This is a genomic window from Enteroscipio rubneri (genome assembly GCF_963929405.1).
Classification (GTDB): domain Bacteria; phylum Actinomycetota; class Coriobacteriia; order Coriobacteriales; family Eggerthellaceae; genus Enteroscipio; species Enteroscipio rubneri.
In genome coordinates this window covers 1,368,194-1,382,235 of the sequence record NZ_CAWVIN010000003.1, presented here as the reverse complement: position 1 = coordinate 1,382,235, position 14,042 = coordinate 1,368,194, and the positions used below count along the sequence as shown (strand labels likewise).

General features: G+C 65.5%; 11 protein-coding genes. 3 read left to right on the top strand and 8 right to left on the bottom strand.

What is annotated here, in order from left to right:
• Window positions 1–67 precede the first annotated feature (67 nt).
• Entirely contained in the window at window positions 68–874 is an 807-nt protein-coding gene (locus ABGT83_RS12675; RefSeq protein WP_346687930.1) for an alpha/beta fold hydrolase, read from the top strand.
• A 9-nt stretch (window positions 875–883) separates the two neighbouring features.
• On the opposite strand, the gene ABGT83_RS12670 is transcribed toward ABGT83_RS12675, so the two are convergent.
• From ABGT83_RS12670 to ABGT83_RS12650, 5 genes are all read right to left on the bottom strand, one after another.
• Window positions 884–1,450 (bottom strand): M48 family metallopeptidase, encoded by a 567-nt coding sequence (locus ABGT83_RS12670; protein WP_346687929.1) that lies wholly within the window; start codon window positions 1,448–1,450, stop codon window positions 884–886.
• 88 nt (window positions 1,451–1,538) lie between these two features.
• Window positions 1,539–2,396, bottom strand: coding sequence for a 16S rRNA (cytidine(1402)-2'-O)-methyltransferase (gene rsmI, locus ABGT83_RS12665; RefSeq protein ID WP_346687927.1), 858 nt, complete (start codon window positions 2,394–2,396; stop codon window positions 1,539–1,541).
• Window positions 2,397–3,155: 759 nt separating this feature from the next.
• The gene (locus tag ABGT83_RS12660; RefSeq protein WP_346687925.1) at window positions 3,156–3,710 is read right to left on the bottom strand and encodes a glutathione peroxidase; all 555 of its coding nucleotides are present in this window, start codon (window positions 3,708–3,710) and stop codon (window positions 3,156–3,158) included.
• Between the two features lie 190 nt (window positions 3,711–3,900).
• On the bottom strand, window positions 3,901–4,683 hold the full coding sequence (locus ABGT83_RS12655; RefSeq protein WP_346687923.1) for a nitroreductase family protein: 783 nt from the start codon (window positions 4,681–4,683) through the stop codon (window positions 3,901–3,903).
• The gene (locus ABGT83_RS12650) at window positions 4,680–5,438 is read right to left on the bottom strand and encodes an EFR1 family ferrodoxin (protein ID WP_346687921.1); all 759 of its coding nucleotides are present in this window, start codon (window positions 5,436–5,438) and stop codon (window positions 4,680–4,682) included. The genes ABGT83_RS12655 and ABGT83_RS12650 overlap by 4 nt, the downstream gene beginning before the upstream one ends.
• A gap of 104 nt (window positions 5,439–5,542) precedes the next feature.
• On the opposite strand from ABGT83_RS12650, the gene ABGT83_RS12645 reads away from it, so the two are divergent.
• On the top strand, window positions 5,543–6,067 hold the full coding sequence (locus ABGT83_RS12645; RefSeq protein WP_103263905.1) for a TetR/AcrR family transcriptional regulator: 525 nt from the start codon (window positions 5,543–5,545) through the stop codon (window positions 6,065–6,067).
• 62 nt (window positions 6,068–6,129) lie between these two features.
• Here ABGT83_RS12645 and ABGT83_RS12640 read toward each other — a convergent pair whose 3' ends face one another.
• Together ABGT83_RS12640 and ABGT83_RS12635 are read right to left on the bottom strand one after the other, a co-directional pair.
• Entirely contained in the window at window positions 6,130–10,827 is a 4,698-nt protein-coding gene (locus tag ABGT83_RS12640; protein ID WP_346688039.1) for an acyl-CoA dehydratase activase-related protein, read from the bottom strand.
• A 60-nt stretch (window positions 10,828–10,887) separates the two neighbouring features.
• Complete coding sequence (locus ABGT83_RS12635) at window positions 10,888–11,526, bottom strand: TetR/AcrR family transcriptional regulator (protein WP_103263904.1); 639 nt, start codon at window positions 11,524–11,526, stop codon at window positions 10,888–10,890.
• A gap of 253 nt (window positions 11,527–11,779) precedes the next feature.
• On the opposite strand from ABGT83_RS12635, the gene ABGT83_RS12630 reads away from it, so the two are divergent.
• The gene (locus ABGT83_RS12630) at window positions 11,780–13,144 is read left to right on the top strand and encodes a PFL family protein (protein ID WP_346687919.1); all 1,365 of its coding nucleotides are present in this window, start codon (window positions 11,780–11,782) and stop codon (window positions 13,142–13,144) included.
• Here ABGT83_RS12630 and ABGT83_RS12625 read toward each other — a convergent pair.
• Entirely contained in the window at window positions 13,125–13,913 is a 789-nt protein-coding gene (locus ABGT83_RS12625; RefSeq protein WP_346687917.1) for a TlyA family RNA methyltransferase, read from the bottom strand. The genes ABGT83_RS12630 and ABGT83_RS12625 overlap by 20 nt on opposite strands.
• Window positions 13,914–14,042: the final 129 nt, after the last annotated feature.

Here is a 14,042-nt window from a genome sequence, read left to right as displayed (position 1 = left end):
CAGGTTGCCAGGCGACGAAGCGACCACAAAACAAAAGGCCGCGCATGCCTCTGGTATCATGGACGCCATGCATTCTCGAAACGACACCTTCCAACCGCGCAGACGGTGGCCGCGACGGCTCGCATGGGCCCTCGTGACTGTCGCCGTCATCCTGTTCGCAGGCGTAGCCGCGTTCGCCATATACGCAAGCGACTACTACCGAGACGCCGACACGACGCACAAAAACCTGGTCTCCTCCGCAGCGCTTCCCGTCGCGCAAGGCGACGGATACCTCGCGTTCGGCGACCCAAACGCCGCGACGGGCATTGTGCTTTATCCGGGTGCAAAGGTGGAGTACAGCGCGTACGCCCCGCTCATGCGGTTTGTGGCCGAGCATGGCTATCTGGCCGTAGCGGTGGAAATGCCGTTCAACTTCGCGTTCTTCGACATCGACGCCGCCGACCGCGTACGCGCGGCGTACCCCCAGGTGGATACATGGTGGATAGGCGGCCATTCGCTCGGAGGATCGATGGCGGCACAATACGCGGCCGACCATGCGGACGACGTCGCCATCGAAGGCCTTGTGCTGCTGGGCGCGTACACGGCAAGCGACCTCTCGGATGCAGATTTGGGCGCCGTCACCGTCTACGGCTCCAACGATCTGATTCTCGACCGCGACAAGCTCGCGGAGGGCGCCACGAAGCTGCCCGAAGGCGCCAAGACAGTCGTCATCGAGGGTGGGAACCACGCAGGGTTCGGCGATTACGGGCCGCAAAAGGGCGATGGGGAAGCGACTCTTCCCCCCGACGATCAGCAAAAACAGACCGCAGACGCACTCGCAGCCTCCATCGAAGACCGGGAGTCACACGCAAAAGCTTCTTCTGCGGCCGCGTAAGCAGGCGGACTACCGCAGTTTCGCGCGGCGCTCGCGCCAATCGGGCATGAACGCGTCCATGAGCGCCTTGAAGCGCGGGCCGTGACCGCCTTCCAGCAGGTGGCACAGCTCGTGCACCACAACGTATTCGAGGCATTCGGGCGGGTAGAGCGCGAGGCGCACATTGATGCAGATGCGCCCAGTCGCCGGCTGGCAGCTCCCCCAGCGACTCGTCATATTGCGGTAGGCAAGCTTGCCCGCCTTCACGCCCATGATGGGCTCCCATGCCTCCACGAGCACGGGCACGCATGCTTCGACTACCGCACGCCATGAGGCCACCTCCTCGGGCGTCGCCTGAGCAGCCAGAGCAGCCGGCGACGTAGCCGCCTGCGCGAGCTTCGCGTCGATCCACGAGCGCTTCTCGCGCACGAACCGCTCCACGTCCGCTGTGCGCATGTAGGCCGGTGCCGACACCTCCACCAAGCCGCCGCCGCGAGGGACGCGCAGGTTGAGATTCTTGACGCGCTTGCGCGAGAGGCGCACGGTCAGACCGTCCACCTCAAACTCGACCGGTTGCATCGCCCGCCGCGCGCTCATGCCGACGCCTTCCATCCTCGTGCCAGCCGTGCGACGAACAGCGCCGTCATGAACAGCGATGCTGCCGACCGCATCACGTCCGACCACCTCACGCCTCGAGCGCGATGTCGTACGCCGCGTTGCGCGCAATGCCGAACTCGTCGGCGATCGCGCGGGCTATCTCTTTGTTGCGCAGCCCGGAGGCCTTGAGCTCGGCAGCCCGCGCGGCGGCGGCTTGTTGCGCGTCCTCGGCGGCGGTTGCGTCCTCGGCGGCGTTCGGTCCGTCCACTACAATGACGATCTCGCCCTTCACGCCACGCCCGCCCTCGGCCGCCCGGGAGGCGAACTCGTCGCGGACGGCGGCCACCGGGCCGCGCACCACTTCCTCGTGCAACTTCGTGAGCTCGCGGCATACGGCCACCTCACGTTGCGGCAACGCAGTAGCCAGCGCGCCGAGCGCGGCGGCAAGGCGGTTCGGACTTTCGTAGAACACGAGCGCCGCGTCGAGCGCGCGCAGGCTGTCCAGCAGGGAGACGCGTTCGGCATCCTTGCGCGGGAAGAAGCCGCCGAAGTAGAAGCGGGGATTGTCGCAACCGCTTGCCACATAGGCTGTGGCCGCCGCCGTGGGCCCCGGCAGTACCTCCACGGCCACGCCCGCCTCGCGAGCCGCGCGCACGAGGCGCAGCCCCGGGTCCGACACGCCCGGCATGCCCGCGTCCGAGCAGTACGCGATCATCTCCCCGGCGGCGACGCGCTCCACAAGCGACGCCGCGCGGTCGCCGATGAGCGCCTCATCCAAACGCTCGAGCCGCTTCTCGATACCGAAAGCCGCCAATAAGCGACCCGTCACCCGCGTGTCCTCGGCACACACGACATCGGCCGCACGCAGCGCCTGGAGCGCGCGCTCGGTCATGTCGCCCAGATTGCCGAGCGGCGTGGGGCATATGACCAGCTTGCCGAATCCCATGTGCTCCCTCTTCCGTTTAGCTGCGTCGTTTTCCGTTGCCTGCCATTGTCGGCCATGACGCCCGAGAAGGCAAACGACACAGCTGGCCTTGGAGCGGTTCATCTCGGTCACGGATCCCTCGATCCCGCATCCACGCGAAGGAGAAAACTCCCCTTCACTCCCCCTGAACGACCGTCCCTCGGGCCCTTTCCCCGAACCGGGCGGCACCGTGGAGGAACAGTAGCCGCTCGTCAACCGTTCCTTTGCCGCGGACGCGCTCTTGCGGTCGTCTTGGGCAGACTCGCCGCTCGCGCCGTCGCGCTAGACTCCGGCGATGCAAAGCCGGTCGAGGTTGTCGTAGGGTTTGGGAGGGGTCGAGGGGTTCGCCCGCAACGTCTGCGAGCAATTCTTCCCCCGCGCGTCGCAGGCATGAACCACCAGTACCGTTTTTATGCGCCACCGATCTTGCAACTTTTGGCCGTTTTTGACGGAAATTCGCCGCCTTCCAGGGTTTCTTCGACACACAATATCCGGTACTGCGAGCCAATCTGGGGAAACACCGAAACCTCAACCGATGGTATCGCCAGGGATCGATCCAAAGGCTCCCGTTTGCGCGAATTTCCGCCAAAAACGGCCACAAACCGGAAATGTCTTGGCTTTGACGCCCCGATACCTGCGAGCTTATTCGGACAAACGCCCAATGCGAAGCTTCCGGATGTAAAAAAACCGCCGCATCGGAATCGATGCGGCGGACGAGGCTTCCCGTTTACAAGCGCAACGTTACAGCAGCTCCTCCACCGCCGACGTGACGACATCGGGAATGCTGGTCGTGGGCTCGAAGCGGCGGACGACGTTGCCGTCGCGATCGACGAGAAACTTCGTGAAGTTCCACTTGATGTCGGGCTTACTCGCATAATCGGGATCGGCCCCCGCTAGCAGATCCTCGAGCACTTGCGTCAGATCGTGGCTCTCGTCGAAGCCCTCGAACCCCTTCTGCTGCTGCAGGTAGGCGAACAGCGGGTCGGCGCCTTCGCCGTTGACCTCGATTTTCGCGAACTGGGGAAACGTCACGCCGAAGCGGGACGTGCAGAACGCCGCGATCTCCTCGTCCGTGCCCGGCGCTTGGTGGCCGAACTGGTCGCACGGGAAATCGAGGACGTCGAACCCGCGATCGTGAAACGCACAGTACAGCTCCTCGAGTTGAGCATACGTGGGCGTGAAGCCGCACTCGGTGGCGGTATTCACCACGAGCAGCACGCGGCCACGGTAGTCGGCGAGCGAGACGTCCTCGCCCTGCTGGTCCTTGACGGTGAAATCGTAGATGCTGGAAGCCATGGGTCCTTCTTTCAAGAGGAGTCGTTCGTCGTTGATGATCCCATGATACCGCAATATGATACTTAATAGATAACATTTTGCGGAACGGTCGCATACGTTTTGCGAACGAGCTGCTCGGGTGCTTTTCTCCGCAACGCGCTGAGACTGTTTCATCGAATGCACGGCTCCGTCGGCTAGCTGCGGCGCTTTTTTACCTCCAGCGCACCGCAGCTTCCTCCTTCGGAGCGGTGCGACGGTAGCGCACGGCAGGGTGGCCGATGACCAGGGCCGTGACCACCTTCTCGCCGCGTAGCAGCCCCAGCTCGCGACGCAGCGTGCGCGACATGGCCGCGGCCGTTGCGAAGTAGCCGCTGTATAGCACGCCCAGACCGCACGCCTGCGCCATAAGCTCCATGTTGGATGCCGCCAGCGCGCCGTCGATGTCGCTGCGCGTGATCACGACGATGGCTGCAGGCGCGCCTTTGAAGAAGAACCGGTCGTCGATGCTCGTGCGGCGCGCCATCGAGTTCGCGAGTTTCACGAGGGGGAATACGCGCCTGAACAGACGAACCGCCCACGCTTCGAACCGCGCGATGTCGTCGCGCAGCACCACGTACGACACGTCTTGCGCGTTCTTGGCGGTGGGCGTCAGGCGTCCCGCCTCGATGATGCGCTCGATAACCTCATTCGCCACGGGCTCGTCGGTGAACCGGCGTATGCTGCGGCGCGCCCCGACAGCCTCGAGCAGCTGCTCCGCGTCGAGCGTAGGCGGCGCGCCCGCAGTCAACTCGCGCGGCCCCTCCTTGAAGCCGGTCATGGACACGGCCCCCTTCGGGCAGATTGCGACACAGTGCCCGCAGAGGATGCAATCCCGGGCGATCACGCGCGCCCTCCCATCCTCGACCGCAAGGGCTGCTGCGGGGCAATCCCCCTCGCACAGGCCGCATCCGATGCACCGCGCCGCGTCGATCATCACATCGTGCTCATACCTCATGCGAGCCCCTCCGTCCACAGATCGTGGCGATGGCGATCGTGCGTCTTCGGCCCGTACTCGATGGCGCCGGTCGGACACCCAGCGATGCAGGCCATGCAATGCGTGCACGAGCCGCGCCACGCGGGTTTGCCGTCGGCCAGCGCGATGTTGCCAAGCGGGCAGCGCTCGACGCATCGACCGCACGCGATGCACGCATCCGAGGCGGCGAACTTCGCATCGTGCACGAGCGCCGGGTAGAACGCGACGTTCACCGGCCCGCTGCGGAACCGATCGCGCAAATCCACAGGGCGATCAGGAAACGGCTTGCCTTCGCCGACGAGGGCAGCCAGCTCGGCCACGCGCGGCTCGGCGCGCTCGACGATGGCGCGACACGCCTCGGCATCGGGTGTGTCGTAGAGCGCCAGGTAGTTCTCGGGCATGACGACCGGCGCGAGCCCGCGGAAGCGCAGCCCGACGCTCGAGCACAGCTTGCGCGCGTACGCCGCGGCATTCCCGCAGCTCCCCGCGCACGTGAGCACAAAATACGCATCGCGACTGCCCTCGAAGCGCGCGCTGCGGATCCACCGATCGACCACGCGGGGCATGCTCCACGCATACGTCGGCACGACGAACACGAGCGGCCGTTCCGAACTGCACGCCTCCGCCGCCCCTTCCTTCATAGAGCGGTTGATGGAGACGACGTCGTCGCCGAGCGCTTCGGCCAACCGCAGCGCCGTCCATTGGCTGTTTCCGGTGCCGCTGAAATACAAGATCATGGACGTCTCCAGTTACAATGGTATCATCTGATGTGATACATTTTGTATCAGGTATGCCGATGCGTCAATCCGCGCACCGGAGACAAAACGAGGTGATCTGTCTCATGGACAAGAGAAGGCAGGAAAACCAGCGAGTGAGAGACCAGCTGCTGGCCGCATTGATCGAATTCGCCGGACGCAAGGACTGGTCGAAGGTGACCGTCACCGAGCTGGTCGAGCAAGCGGGCGTCGCCCGTGCATCGTTCTACCGCAACTTCTCATCGGTCGAGGAAGTGGTCGAGTACGGCATCGAGCAGGTGACACAGCGCTACCACGAGGACATGCCCGACGGAGACTTCGACAGCCGCGCGCGCCTCGAGTTCGAGTTCCGCTTCTACCAGGAGCACGCCGATCTCGTGTTGGCGTTCCACCACGCGAAGGCGGGTACGTCGCTGCTCGACCTCATCACCGATTGCGAGATCGAGGCCCGAGGCGACATGCCGGCGAGCTCGCTTTCGCGCTACGAGCTGTACTTCAGCGCCGGCGCGTTCTACAACGTACTGCTCTGCTGGCTCGAAGCCGGCATGCCCGAGCCCCCCGACGTCATGGCTGAGGCGTTCGCCCGCATGGCGAACGGCGAGAAGCTCTAACCGAGATCCGTTTCAGCATCTCGGCCTCCTCACATCGGAGGTTCTTGGCGCGCAAGCGCTCCCTACGCTCGCTTCGTCTCGATCTCCAGCTCGCCGGCTTTCTCTTGGACAGCGTGGGGTCGCCCAGCGTTCACGAACCGATCGCGCGTCTTCTTCGCCTCGGCCTCCTTGTCGGCCAGGTTCGCCTTCGCCACCGAGATCATCAGCTTGATGCGGTTGAGCTGGTTCACCTCGGACGCGCCGGGGTCGTAGTCCACCGCCACGATGTTGCTGTCGGGGTAGCGGCGGCGCAGCTCCTTGATGACGGCCTTGCCCACCACGTGGTTCGGCAGGCACGCGAACGGCTGGGTGCACACCACGTTCGGCGCGCCGGTGCGGATGAGCTCTACCATCTCGGCCGTCAGCAGCCATCCCTCGCCCATCGAGTTGCACAGCGACAGGATCTCGCTGGCGTACTCGGCCAGCTCGTAGATGTCGGCAGGCGGCTCGAAGCGGCTCGAAGCCTCGAGCGCCTTCGTGACGGGGGCGCGCATCTTCGCGATGGCCCACAGGCCGATGCGCGAACCCACCGCGCCCTTCGCCGAGCGCCCGAGCGGATCCTTCTGGAAGATGCCGCCCGCGATGCCGAACAGGAAGAACTCGGCCAGGCCCGGAACCACGGCCTCGCAGCCCTCGCGCTCGATGACGTCGACGATCTGGTTGTTCGCCGTCGGGTGGAACTTCACGAGGATCTCGCCCACCACGCCCACGCGCGGCTTCGTACCCTCGCCGGTCAGCGGCAGCGTGTCGAAGTCCTCCACGATGCGGCGCACCGTGTCCTTGAACTCGCGGCGCTTGAGCCCTCGGCGCAGCTGCGCCTTGCACGTTGCCATCCAGTGGTCGAACAGGCGGTTCGCGCTGCCCGCCTCCACCTCGTAGGGACGCGTGCGGTACAGCGCCATCATGAGCAGGTCGCCGTAGAAGATGGCGTAGGCCGCCTGCAGCAGCATGGCGGGCGTCACCTTGAAGCCCGGGTTCTCCTCGCCGAGGTCCTTGAACGACAGGGCGATCACGGGTATGTGCGGCAGGCCCACAGCCGCCAGCGCCTTGCGGATGAGCGAGATGTAGTTCGTGGCGCGACAGCCGCCGCCCGTCTGCGTGATGATGACGGCCAGCTTGTCGGTGTCGTAGCGACCCGACATGACCGCCTCCATGATCTGGCCGGTGACCAGGATGGACGGATAGCAGATGTCGTTGTTCACGTACTTGAGGCCCGCGTCCACCGCGCCGTGGTCCACCGACGGCAGCAGCTCGAAGTTGTAGCCGTTGCGCTTGAAGATGTCCACGAGCAGATCGAAGTGGATAGGCGCCATCTGCGGACAGAGGATCGTGTAGCCTTCGTCCTTCATCTCCTGCGTGAACACCGCGCGCGGGAACTCGGTGGTGGCGCCTTCGCGCTGACGGAAGCGCTCGGCAACCTCGGGCGCGGCCTTCTGGGTGAACGTCTCGGGGGTGGCGCCGGTCAGCTTCGCCGCGATGGCGGCTTCCGTCTGGCCCGTCTTCGCGTCGATGGCCGCTTCGGGCGTGGCCTCGAACGTGTCGGGATCGAAGCTGACGGCGGGGCAGCCGCGCGGCACGCGCTCGGCGTCGGCCTTCTCGTCGGCCTGGTCCTTGAGCGCCGCCAGCAGCGAGCGCACGCGGATGCGCGCCGCGCCCAGGTTCGACACCTCGTCGATCTTGAGCACGGTGTACACCTTGCCGGCCGCCTCGAGGATCTCCTGCACCTGGTCGGTGGTCAGCGCATCGAGGCCGCAGCCGAAGCTGTTGAGCTGGATGAGGTCGAGGTCGGCTCGCTCGGTGGCCACCTTCGCCGCCGCGTACAGGCGGGTGTGGTACATCCACTGGTCCACGAGGCGGATGGGGCGCTCGAGCGTGCCGAGGTGCGCGATGGAGTCCTCGGTGAGCACGGCCAAGCCGAAGCTGGTCAAGAGTTCGGGGATGGCGTGGTTGATCTCCGGGTCGTTATGGTAGGGGCGGCCCGCCAGCACGATGCCGTGCGTGCCCGTGGCCTCCATCCAAGCGAGCGTCTCCTCGCCCTTCGCGCGGATGTCGCGCTTGAAGGCCTCGTCCTCGGCCCATGCGGCTTCCACGGCAGCGTCCACCTCGGCCTGCGTGGGAGCTGCGGCCGAGCCCATGAGCTCGGGGTGCGCCTCGACCAGCTCCACGAACAGGCGCTTCTTGAGGTGCTCCTTCTGGTCGTAGGGCAGCCACGGGGTGAGCAGCTTCACGTCGGACGTGCGCAGCTCGTCGATGTTGAGGCGCAGCGCCTCGGGGTAGCTGGCCACGATGGGGCAGTTGAAGTGGTTGCCCGCACCCTCGTCCTCCTGGCGCTCCCACTTGCTGCACGGGAACCAGATGAAGTCGGGGGCCTTGTCCAGCAGATTCATGATGTGACCGTGGCTGAGCTTCGCCGGATAGCACACCGATTCGGACGGCATGGACTCGATGCCCGCCTCGTAGGTCTTCTTCGTGGACGGGTCGGACAGCACCACGCGCCAGCCGAGCTTCGTGAAGAACGTGAACCAGAACGGGTAGTTCTCGTACTGGTTGAGCGCGCGCGGGATGCCCACGCTGCCGCGCGGGGCGTTCTCGGGCGCGAGGGGCTCGTAGTCGAACAGGCGGCTGCTCTTGTATTCGTAGAGGTTCGGCACGTTCTTGCTCTCGTCGAGCGTGCCCGCGCCCTTCTCGCAACGGTTGCCCGTGATGAAGCGGCGATGCTTGCCCGTGGTCTCGTCCACGCCGAAGTCGTTGACGGTTAGCAGGCAGTGGTTCGAGCACGCCTTGCAGCGCACGGTCTTGTGCGTGGGCGACAGCTCCGCCAGCTGCTCGAGCGTGAGCAGGGTCGAGCACACGGCGACGGGCGCGGCCAGCTCGTCGTTCTCGGAGCTCCACGCCGCTCCCGCCTCGGCCTTGCGCGCCTCGAGCGCCACGGCGGAGTGATAGCGGTCGCGCGCGAGCAGCGCGGCGCCGAACGCGCCCATGTTGCCGGCGATGTCGGGGCGCACGGCCTGGACCTCGGACAGCTGCTCGAACGCGCGCAGCACGGCGTCGTTCAGGAACGTGCCGCCCTGCACGATGACCTTCGTGCCCACGTCGTGCGGGTCGCGGATCTTGATGACCTTGAACAGCGCGTTCTTGATGACGGAGATGGCCAGGCCCGCGGCGATGTCGCCCACGGTGGCACCTTCCTTCTGCGCCTGCTTCACGCGGCTGTTCATGAACACGGTGCAGCGGCTGCCCAAGTCGACGGGGCGCTCGGCGCGCACGGCGGTATCCGCGAACTCGGCCACGTCCAGGTTGAGGCCCGTGGCGAAGCTCTCGATGAAGCTGCCGCAACCCGAACTGCACGCCTCGTTGAGCATGATGTGGTCGATGACGCCGTCCTTGACGCGCAGGCACTTCATGTCCTGGCCGCCGATGTCGAGGATGAACTCGACGCCCGGCAGCATCTCCTGCGCTCCGCGCAGATGCGCCACCGTCTCGATCTCGCCGGAGTCCACGCGCAGCGCCTCCAGCAGCAGGTGCTCGCCGTATCCCGTCACCGTGGCGTGGCCGATGCGCACGAGCGGCTCGCCCGTGTCGGCGTCCACCGGCATCTCGTTGTACAGGTTGGAAAGCGCCGTGCGGGCGCAGCCCAGCACGTCGCCCTTGTTGCTGGCGTAGTGCGACCACAGAAGCGCGCCGTCCTCGCCGATGAGCGCGGCCTTGAACGTGGTGGAGCCGGCGTCGATGCCGAGGTAGGCCGTGCCCTCGTAGTCCATGAGGCTGCCGCGACGCACGCATTCGCCGTCATGGCGGCTCTTGAACTGGGCGTACTCGTCCTTGCTGGCGAACAGCGGGGGCAGGCGCACCACTTCGGAGCCCTGGATGTCGCCAAGGTTCTTCAGGCGGTCGAGTACGTCGTCCAAAAGCTCGGCCTTCACCGTCTCGCTGGCCGCGCCCGCGATGGCGCAGCCGCCGGCCACGAACAGGTGGGCGTTGTCGGGCACGATGATGTGCTCGTCGTCCAGCTCGAGCGTCTCGTAGAAGCGCTTGCGCAGCTCGGGGAGGTACTGCAGCGGGCCGCCGAGGAAGGCCACGTGGCCGCGGATGGGGCGGCCGCACGCCAGGCCGCTGATGGTCTGCGTCACCACCGATTGGAAGATGGACGCGGCGATGTCCTCCTTGCGCGCGCCCTCGTTGATGAGCGGCTGCACGTCGGTCTTCGCGAACACGCCGCAACGGCTGGCAATAGGGTACAACGTGGTCGCGCCCTGCGCCAGCACGTTCAAGCCGCCCGCATCGGTGTTCAAGAGCGCCGCCATCTGGTCGATGAAGGCGCCTGTGCCGCCGGCGCACGTGCCGTTCATGCGCTGCTCGATGCCCTGGTCGAAGTAGATGATCTTCGCGTCCTCGCCGCCCAGCTCGATGGCCACGTCGGTGGCGGGGATGAAGGTTTCCACCGCCGTCTTGCTGGCGATGACCTCCTGCACGAACTCGATGCCCAGCCACTGCGCAAGCAGCAGGCCGCCCGAGCCCGTGATGGCAATGGTCATGCGCTCGGTGCCGAAATCGGCCGCCGCTTCGGACAGCACCTCCACGATGGTGGCGCGCACGTCGGCGTGATGGCGACGGTACACCGAGAATTTCACCTCGTTGGCCTCGTCGAGGATGGCAAGCTTGACCGTGGTGGAACCCACGTCGATGCCTATATGCAGGGGATTCTCAGGCACGTTCGCCATGACGTTCTCCTTCGCGTTCTGTTCTTTGTCGTTGGTCGTTTCCATTGCCTTCTCCCCTGCTTACAGTTTGATCGATTCGCCCGGCTTGATGAAGAACAGCCGCATGGCGATCAACGCCATCTCCTCCGAGCTCTCCTGCATGCCCGTCTCGATCCACCGCTCGATCACGCCCAGGTACGCCGAAGCGAAGAACGCCACGTAGTAGCCGACGAACGGCGAGGGATCGTTGCGGTAACGCTCGTGCAGGATGGACTGTACCAGGTTCGTGCAGATGGAGTCGCGCAAGCGCGGCCCGAAGCGCACGTCGCCGCCGGGGCCGAGCACCGCGTGCAGGAAGTCGCCTTGCTCGCGCAAGTACTCGAACAGCTCCACGAGGAACGGCAGCGGCTTCTTGCGCGCCCGGTACGTCATAAGGCTGTGCACGGTGAGTTCCGCCATCTGACCTTGAAAACGCTCAAGATCGGCCATGATCTCGTCTTCGAGCGCAGCCAACAGCGATTCCTTGTCGCTGAAATGATTGTAGAACGTGCCGCGGTTGAGGTCGGCGCGAGCGCACAGGTCGTTCACGCTGAAGCCTTCGAAGCCTCGCTCCTCCATGAGCTTGATCAGCGCGTCACGCAGAGCGCGCTTCGAGCGGGTGATACGACGATCTTCGCAGATCGACGCGACAGCGTTCTGTTGCGCGACGACGGTCGCCATGCAGCCTCTTTCCTGTCGGCCACCGCCGATGCGCTGGCCCCTTTTGAACATTCCGATCAATATTGAACACATTGTTCATTAGTGGCAGTGTACCAGGCAATAGGCGTATCGGCAACTCGCAGAATGGCCTGCGGGGACACCTTGTCGCCATCGAACGGAAAAACGTCGAAAACCGCAGAACCGCGTGCGCATCCCGCATGCGATTTGCTATGCTGGTGGACTACGACCAGCGTCGAGAGGGAGACACACCGCCATGCAGATTACACCGGCAGAGATCGCCGAAACGCTTGCGATGGTGAGCAAGCAGCACCTTGACATCCGGACCATCACGCTCGGGCTGAACCTGCGAGGTTGCACGGACACCGACGTCAACACCATGGCGCGCAAAGTGTACGATCGCATGGCGACCGCCGCAGAGAAGCTTGTCCCCACGGCCGAGCAGCTTGAGCGCGAGTTCGGCATCCCTATCGTGAACAAGCGCATCTCCGTCACGCCCATCGCCGAAATTTGCGCGGCCACGCCCGACGCGGATCTCGCACGCATCGCCGTTGCCATGGACAAGGCCGGCAAAGAAGTGGGCGTCGACTTCGTGGGCGGTTATTCTGCGCTCGTGCAGAAGGGCGCGTCGGCGGCCGACCTCAAGCTCATGGAGTCCATTCCCAACGCGTTGTCCGCCACCGAGCGCGTATGCTCGAGCGTGAACGTAGGATCCACGCGCGCAGGCATCAATATGGACGCCGCCTTCAAGATGGCGGGTATCGTGAAAAAGACAGCCGAGGCCACGGCCGATCGTCAATGCATCGGTGCGGGCAAGCTCGTAGTGTTCTGCAACGCCGTGGAAGACAACCCCTTCATGGCCGGTGCATTCCACGGCTCGGGCGAGGCTGACGCAGTCGTGAACGTGGGCGTGTCGGGCCCCGGCGTGGTGCGAGCCGTGCTGGCCGACCTGCCGAAAGACGCCGACATCACGTCGGTTGCCGAGGCTATCAAGGCCACCGCGTTCAAAATTACCCGCGCCGGCGAGCTCATGGCCCGCGAGGCGTCCAAGCGCCTCGGCGTGCAGCAGGGCATCCTCGACCTATCGCTGGCGCCCACCCCGGCCGAGGGCGACTCGGTGGCCGAGATCATCGAGGCCATCGGCGTGGGACAGTGCGGCGGCCCCGGCACCACGGCCGCGCTCGCCATGCTCAACGACGCGGTGAAGAAGGGCGGCGTCATGGCATCATCGTCCGTCGGCGGCCTGTCCGGCGCGTTCATTCCCGTGTCCGAGGACGCCGGCATGATCCGCGCGGCCGAGGACGGCGCTCTCTCGCTGGAGAAGCTCGAGGCTATGACCTGCGTGTGCTCGGTGGGCCTCGACATGATCGCCGTGCCCGGCGACACGAGCGTGGAAACCATCTTCGGCATTATCACCGACGAATGCGCCATCGGCATGATCAACAACAAGACCACCGCCGTGCGCATCATCCCCGCCATCGGCAAGCAGGTGGGCGACAAGCTGGACTTCGGCGGCCTTCTGGGCTACGCGCCCGTCATGCCCGTGAACGGCCATGCCGGCACGGTGTTCGCCCATCGCGGCGGCCGTATGCCGGCCCCCATTAACTCGCTGAAGAACTAGCAGGCGCGCCATCCGGCCAACGCGCAGCGGGGCTTTCGGTTCCTTCGTACACGGCGCGCACGAGGTACTCCACGTTGCCCTCGGGCCCGGTGATGGGCGACTCCGCCACGCCGGTCGGCTCGAAGCCCGCGGCCTCGAGCGCCATGCGCACCTCCTCGACCGTGCGGGCGCGCACGGCTTCGTCGCGGACCACTCCGTGCTCCGTTTCGTCGGGACGCGACTCGAACTGCGGCTTCACCAGACCGATGAACACGCTGCCCGCACGCGATAGCCGCGCAAACACGGGCGCGAGCGCCGCGAGGCCGATGAAGCTCAGATCGGCCACGAGCACGTCAAACGGCGCGCCAAGCTCGACCGGGTCTGCCAGCTTGATGTTCGTGCGCTCGAACACCGTCACGCGCGCGTCTTGGCGCAGTTTCCAGGCAAGCTGTCCGTAGTTCACGTCGACGCATGCAACGCTCGCCGCGCCTGCCTGCAAGAGGCAATCGGTGAAGCCGCCGGTGGAGGATCCGATGTCGATGCAGCGTAGACCTCGAACGTCCTGCGCGAAAGCGTCGAGCGCTCCCTGTAGCTTGCGCCCTCCGCGCGAGACGAAGCGCCGACGGTTCTTCACCTCCACATCGGCGTCTGGAGCCACGCGCACCGCCGCACTTGTTGCGTACACACCGTCCACCTTCACCTCGTGCGCAAGCACCGCGCGAAGCGCCTCCTCCTCATCGGCGAAATAGCCGCGCTCCACGAGCAACGTGTCAAGTCTGATTTTCTTCATGACCTCAGTATAGCAATGTTGGCCGCTCGCTGTTTCGAGCAATGCAGGCGTCAGAACGCCAGGCAGAAGACGAGGTCCCCATCGTCTCAACGGTTGCAAACCCGCCTCCGTCGATGCAGCAGCGCAGGC

Excerpts from the sequence above, each read along its gene's own strand:
- ABGT83_RS12675 (WP_346687930.1), top strand. The coding sequence starts at position 68 with ATGCATTCTCGAAACGACACCTTCCAACCGCGCAGACGGTGGCCGCGA.
- ABGT83_RS12655 (WP_346687923.1), bottom strand. The coding sequence starts at position 4,683 with ATGAGGTATGAGCACGATGTGATGATCGACGCGGCGCGGTGCATCGGA.
- ABGT83_RS12650 (WP_346687921.1), bottom strand. The coding sequence starts at position 5,438 with ATGATCTTGTATTTCAGCGGCACCGGAAACAGCCAATGGACGGCGCTG.
- ABGT83_RS12640 (WP_346688039.1), bottom strand. The coding sequence starts at position 10,827 with ATGGCGAACGTGCCTGAGAATCCCCTGCATATAGGCATCGACGTGGGT.
- ABGT83_RS12630 (WP_346687919.1), top strand. The coding sequence starts at position 11,780 with ATGCAGATTACACCGGCAGAGATCGCCGAAACGCTTGCGATGGTGAGC.
- ABGT83_RS12635 (WP_103263904.1), bottom strand. The coding sequence starts at position 11,526 with ATGGCGACCGTCGTCGCGCAACAGAACGCTGTCGCGTCGATCTGCGAA.
- ABGT83_RS12670 (WP_346687929.1), bottom strand. The coding sequence starts at position 1,450 with ATGAGCGCGCGGCGGGCGATGCAACCGGTCGAGTTTGAGGTGGACGGT.
- ABGT83_RS12660 (WP_346687925.1), bottom strand. The coding sequence starts at position 3,710 with ATGGCTTCCAGCATCTACGATTTCACCGTCAAGGACCAGCAGGGCGAG.
- ABGT83_RS12625 (WP_346687917.1), bottom strand. The coding sequence starts at position 13,913 with ATGAAGAAAATCAGACTTGACACGTTGCTCGTGGAGCGCGGCTATTTC.
- rsmI (WP_346687927.1), bottom strand. The coding sequence starts at position 2,396 with ATGGGATTCGGCAAGCTGGTCATATGCCCCACGCCGCTCGGCAATCTG.
- ABGT83_RS12645 (WP_103263905.1), top strand. The coding sequence starts at position 5,543 with ATGGACAAGAGAAGGCAGGAAAACCAGCGAGTGAGAGACCAGCTGCTG.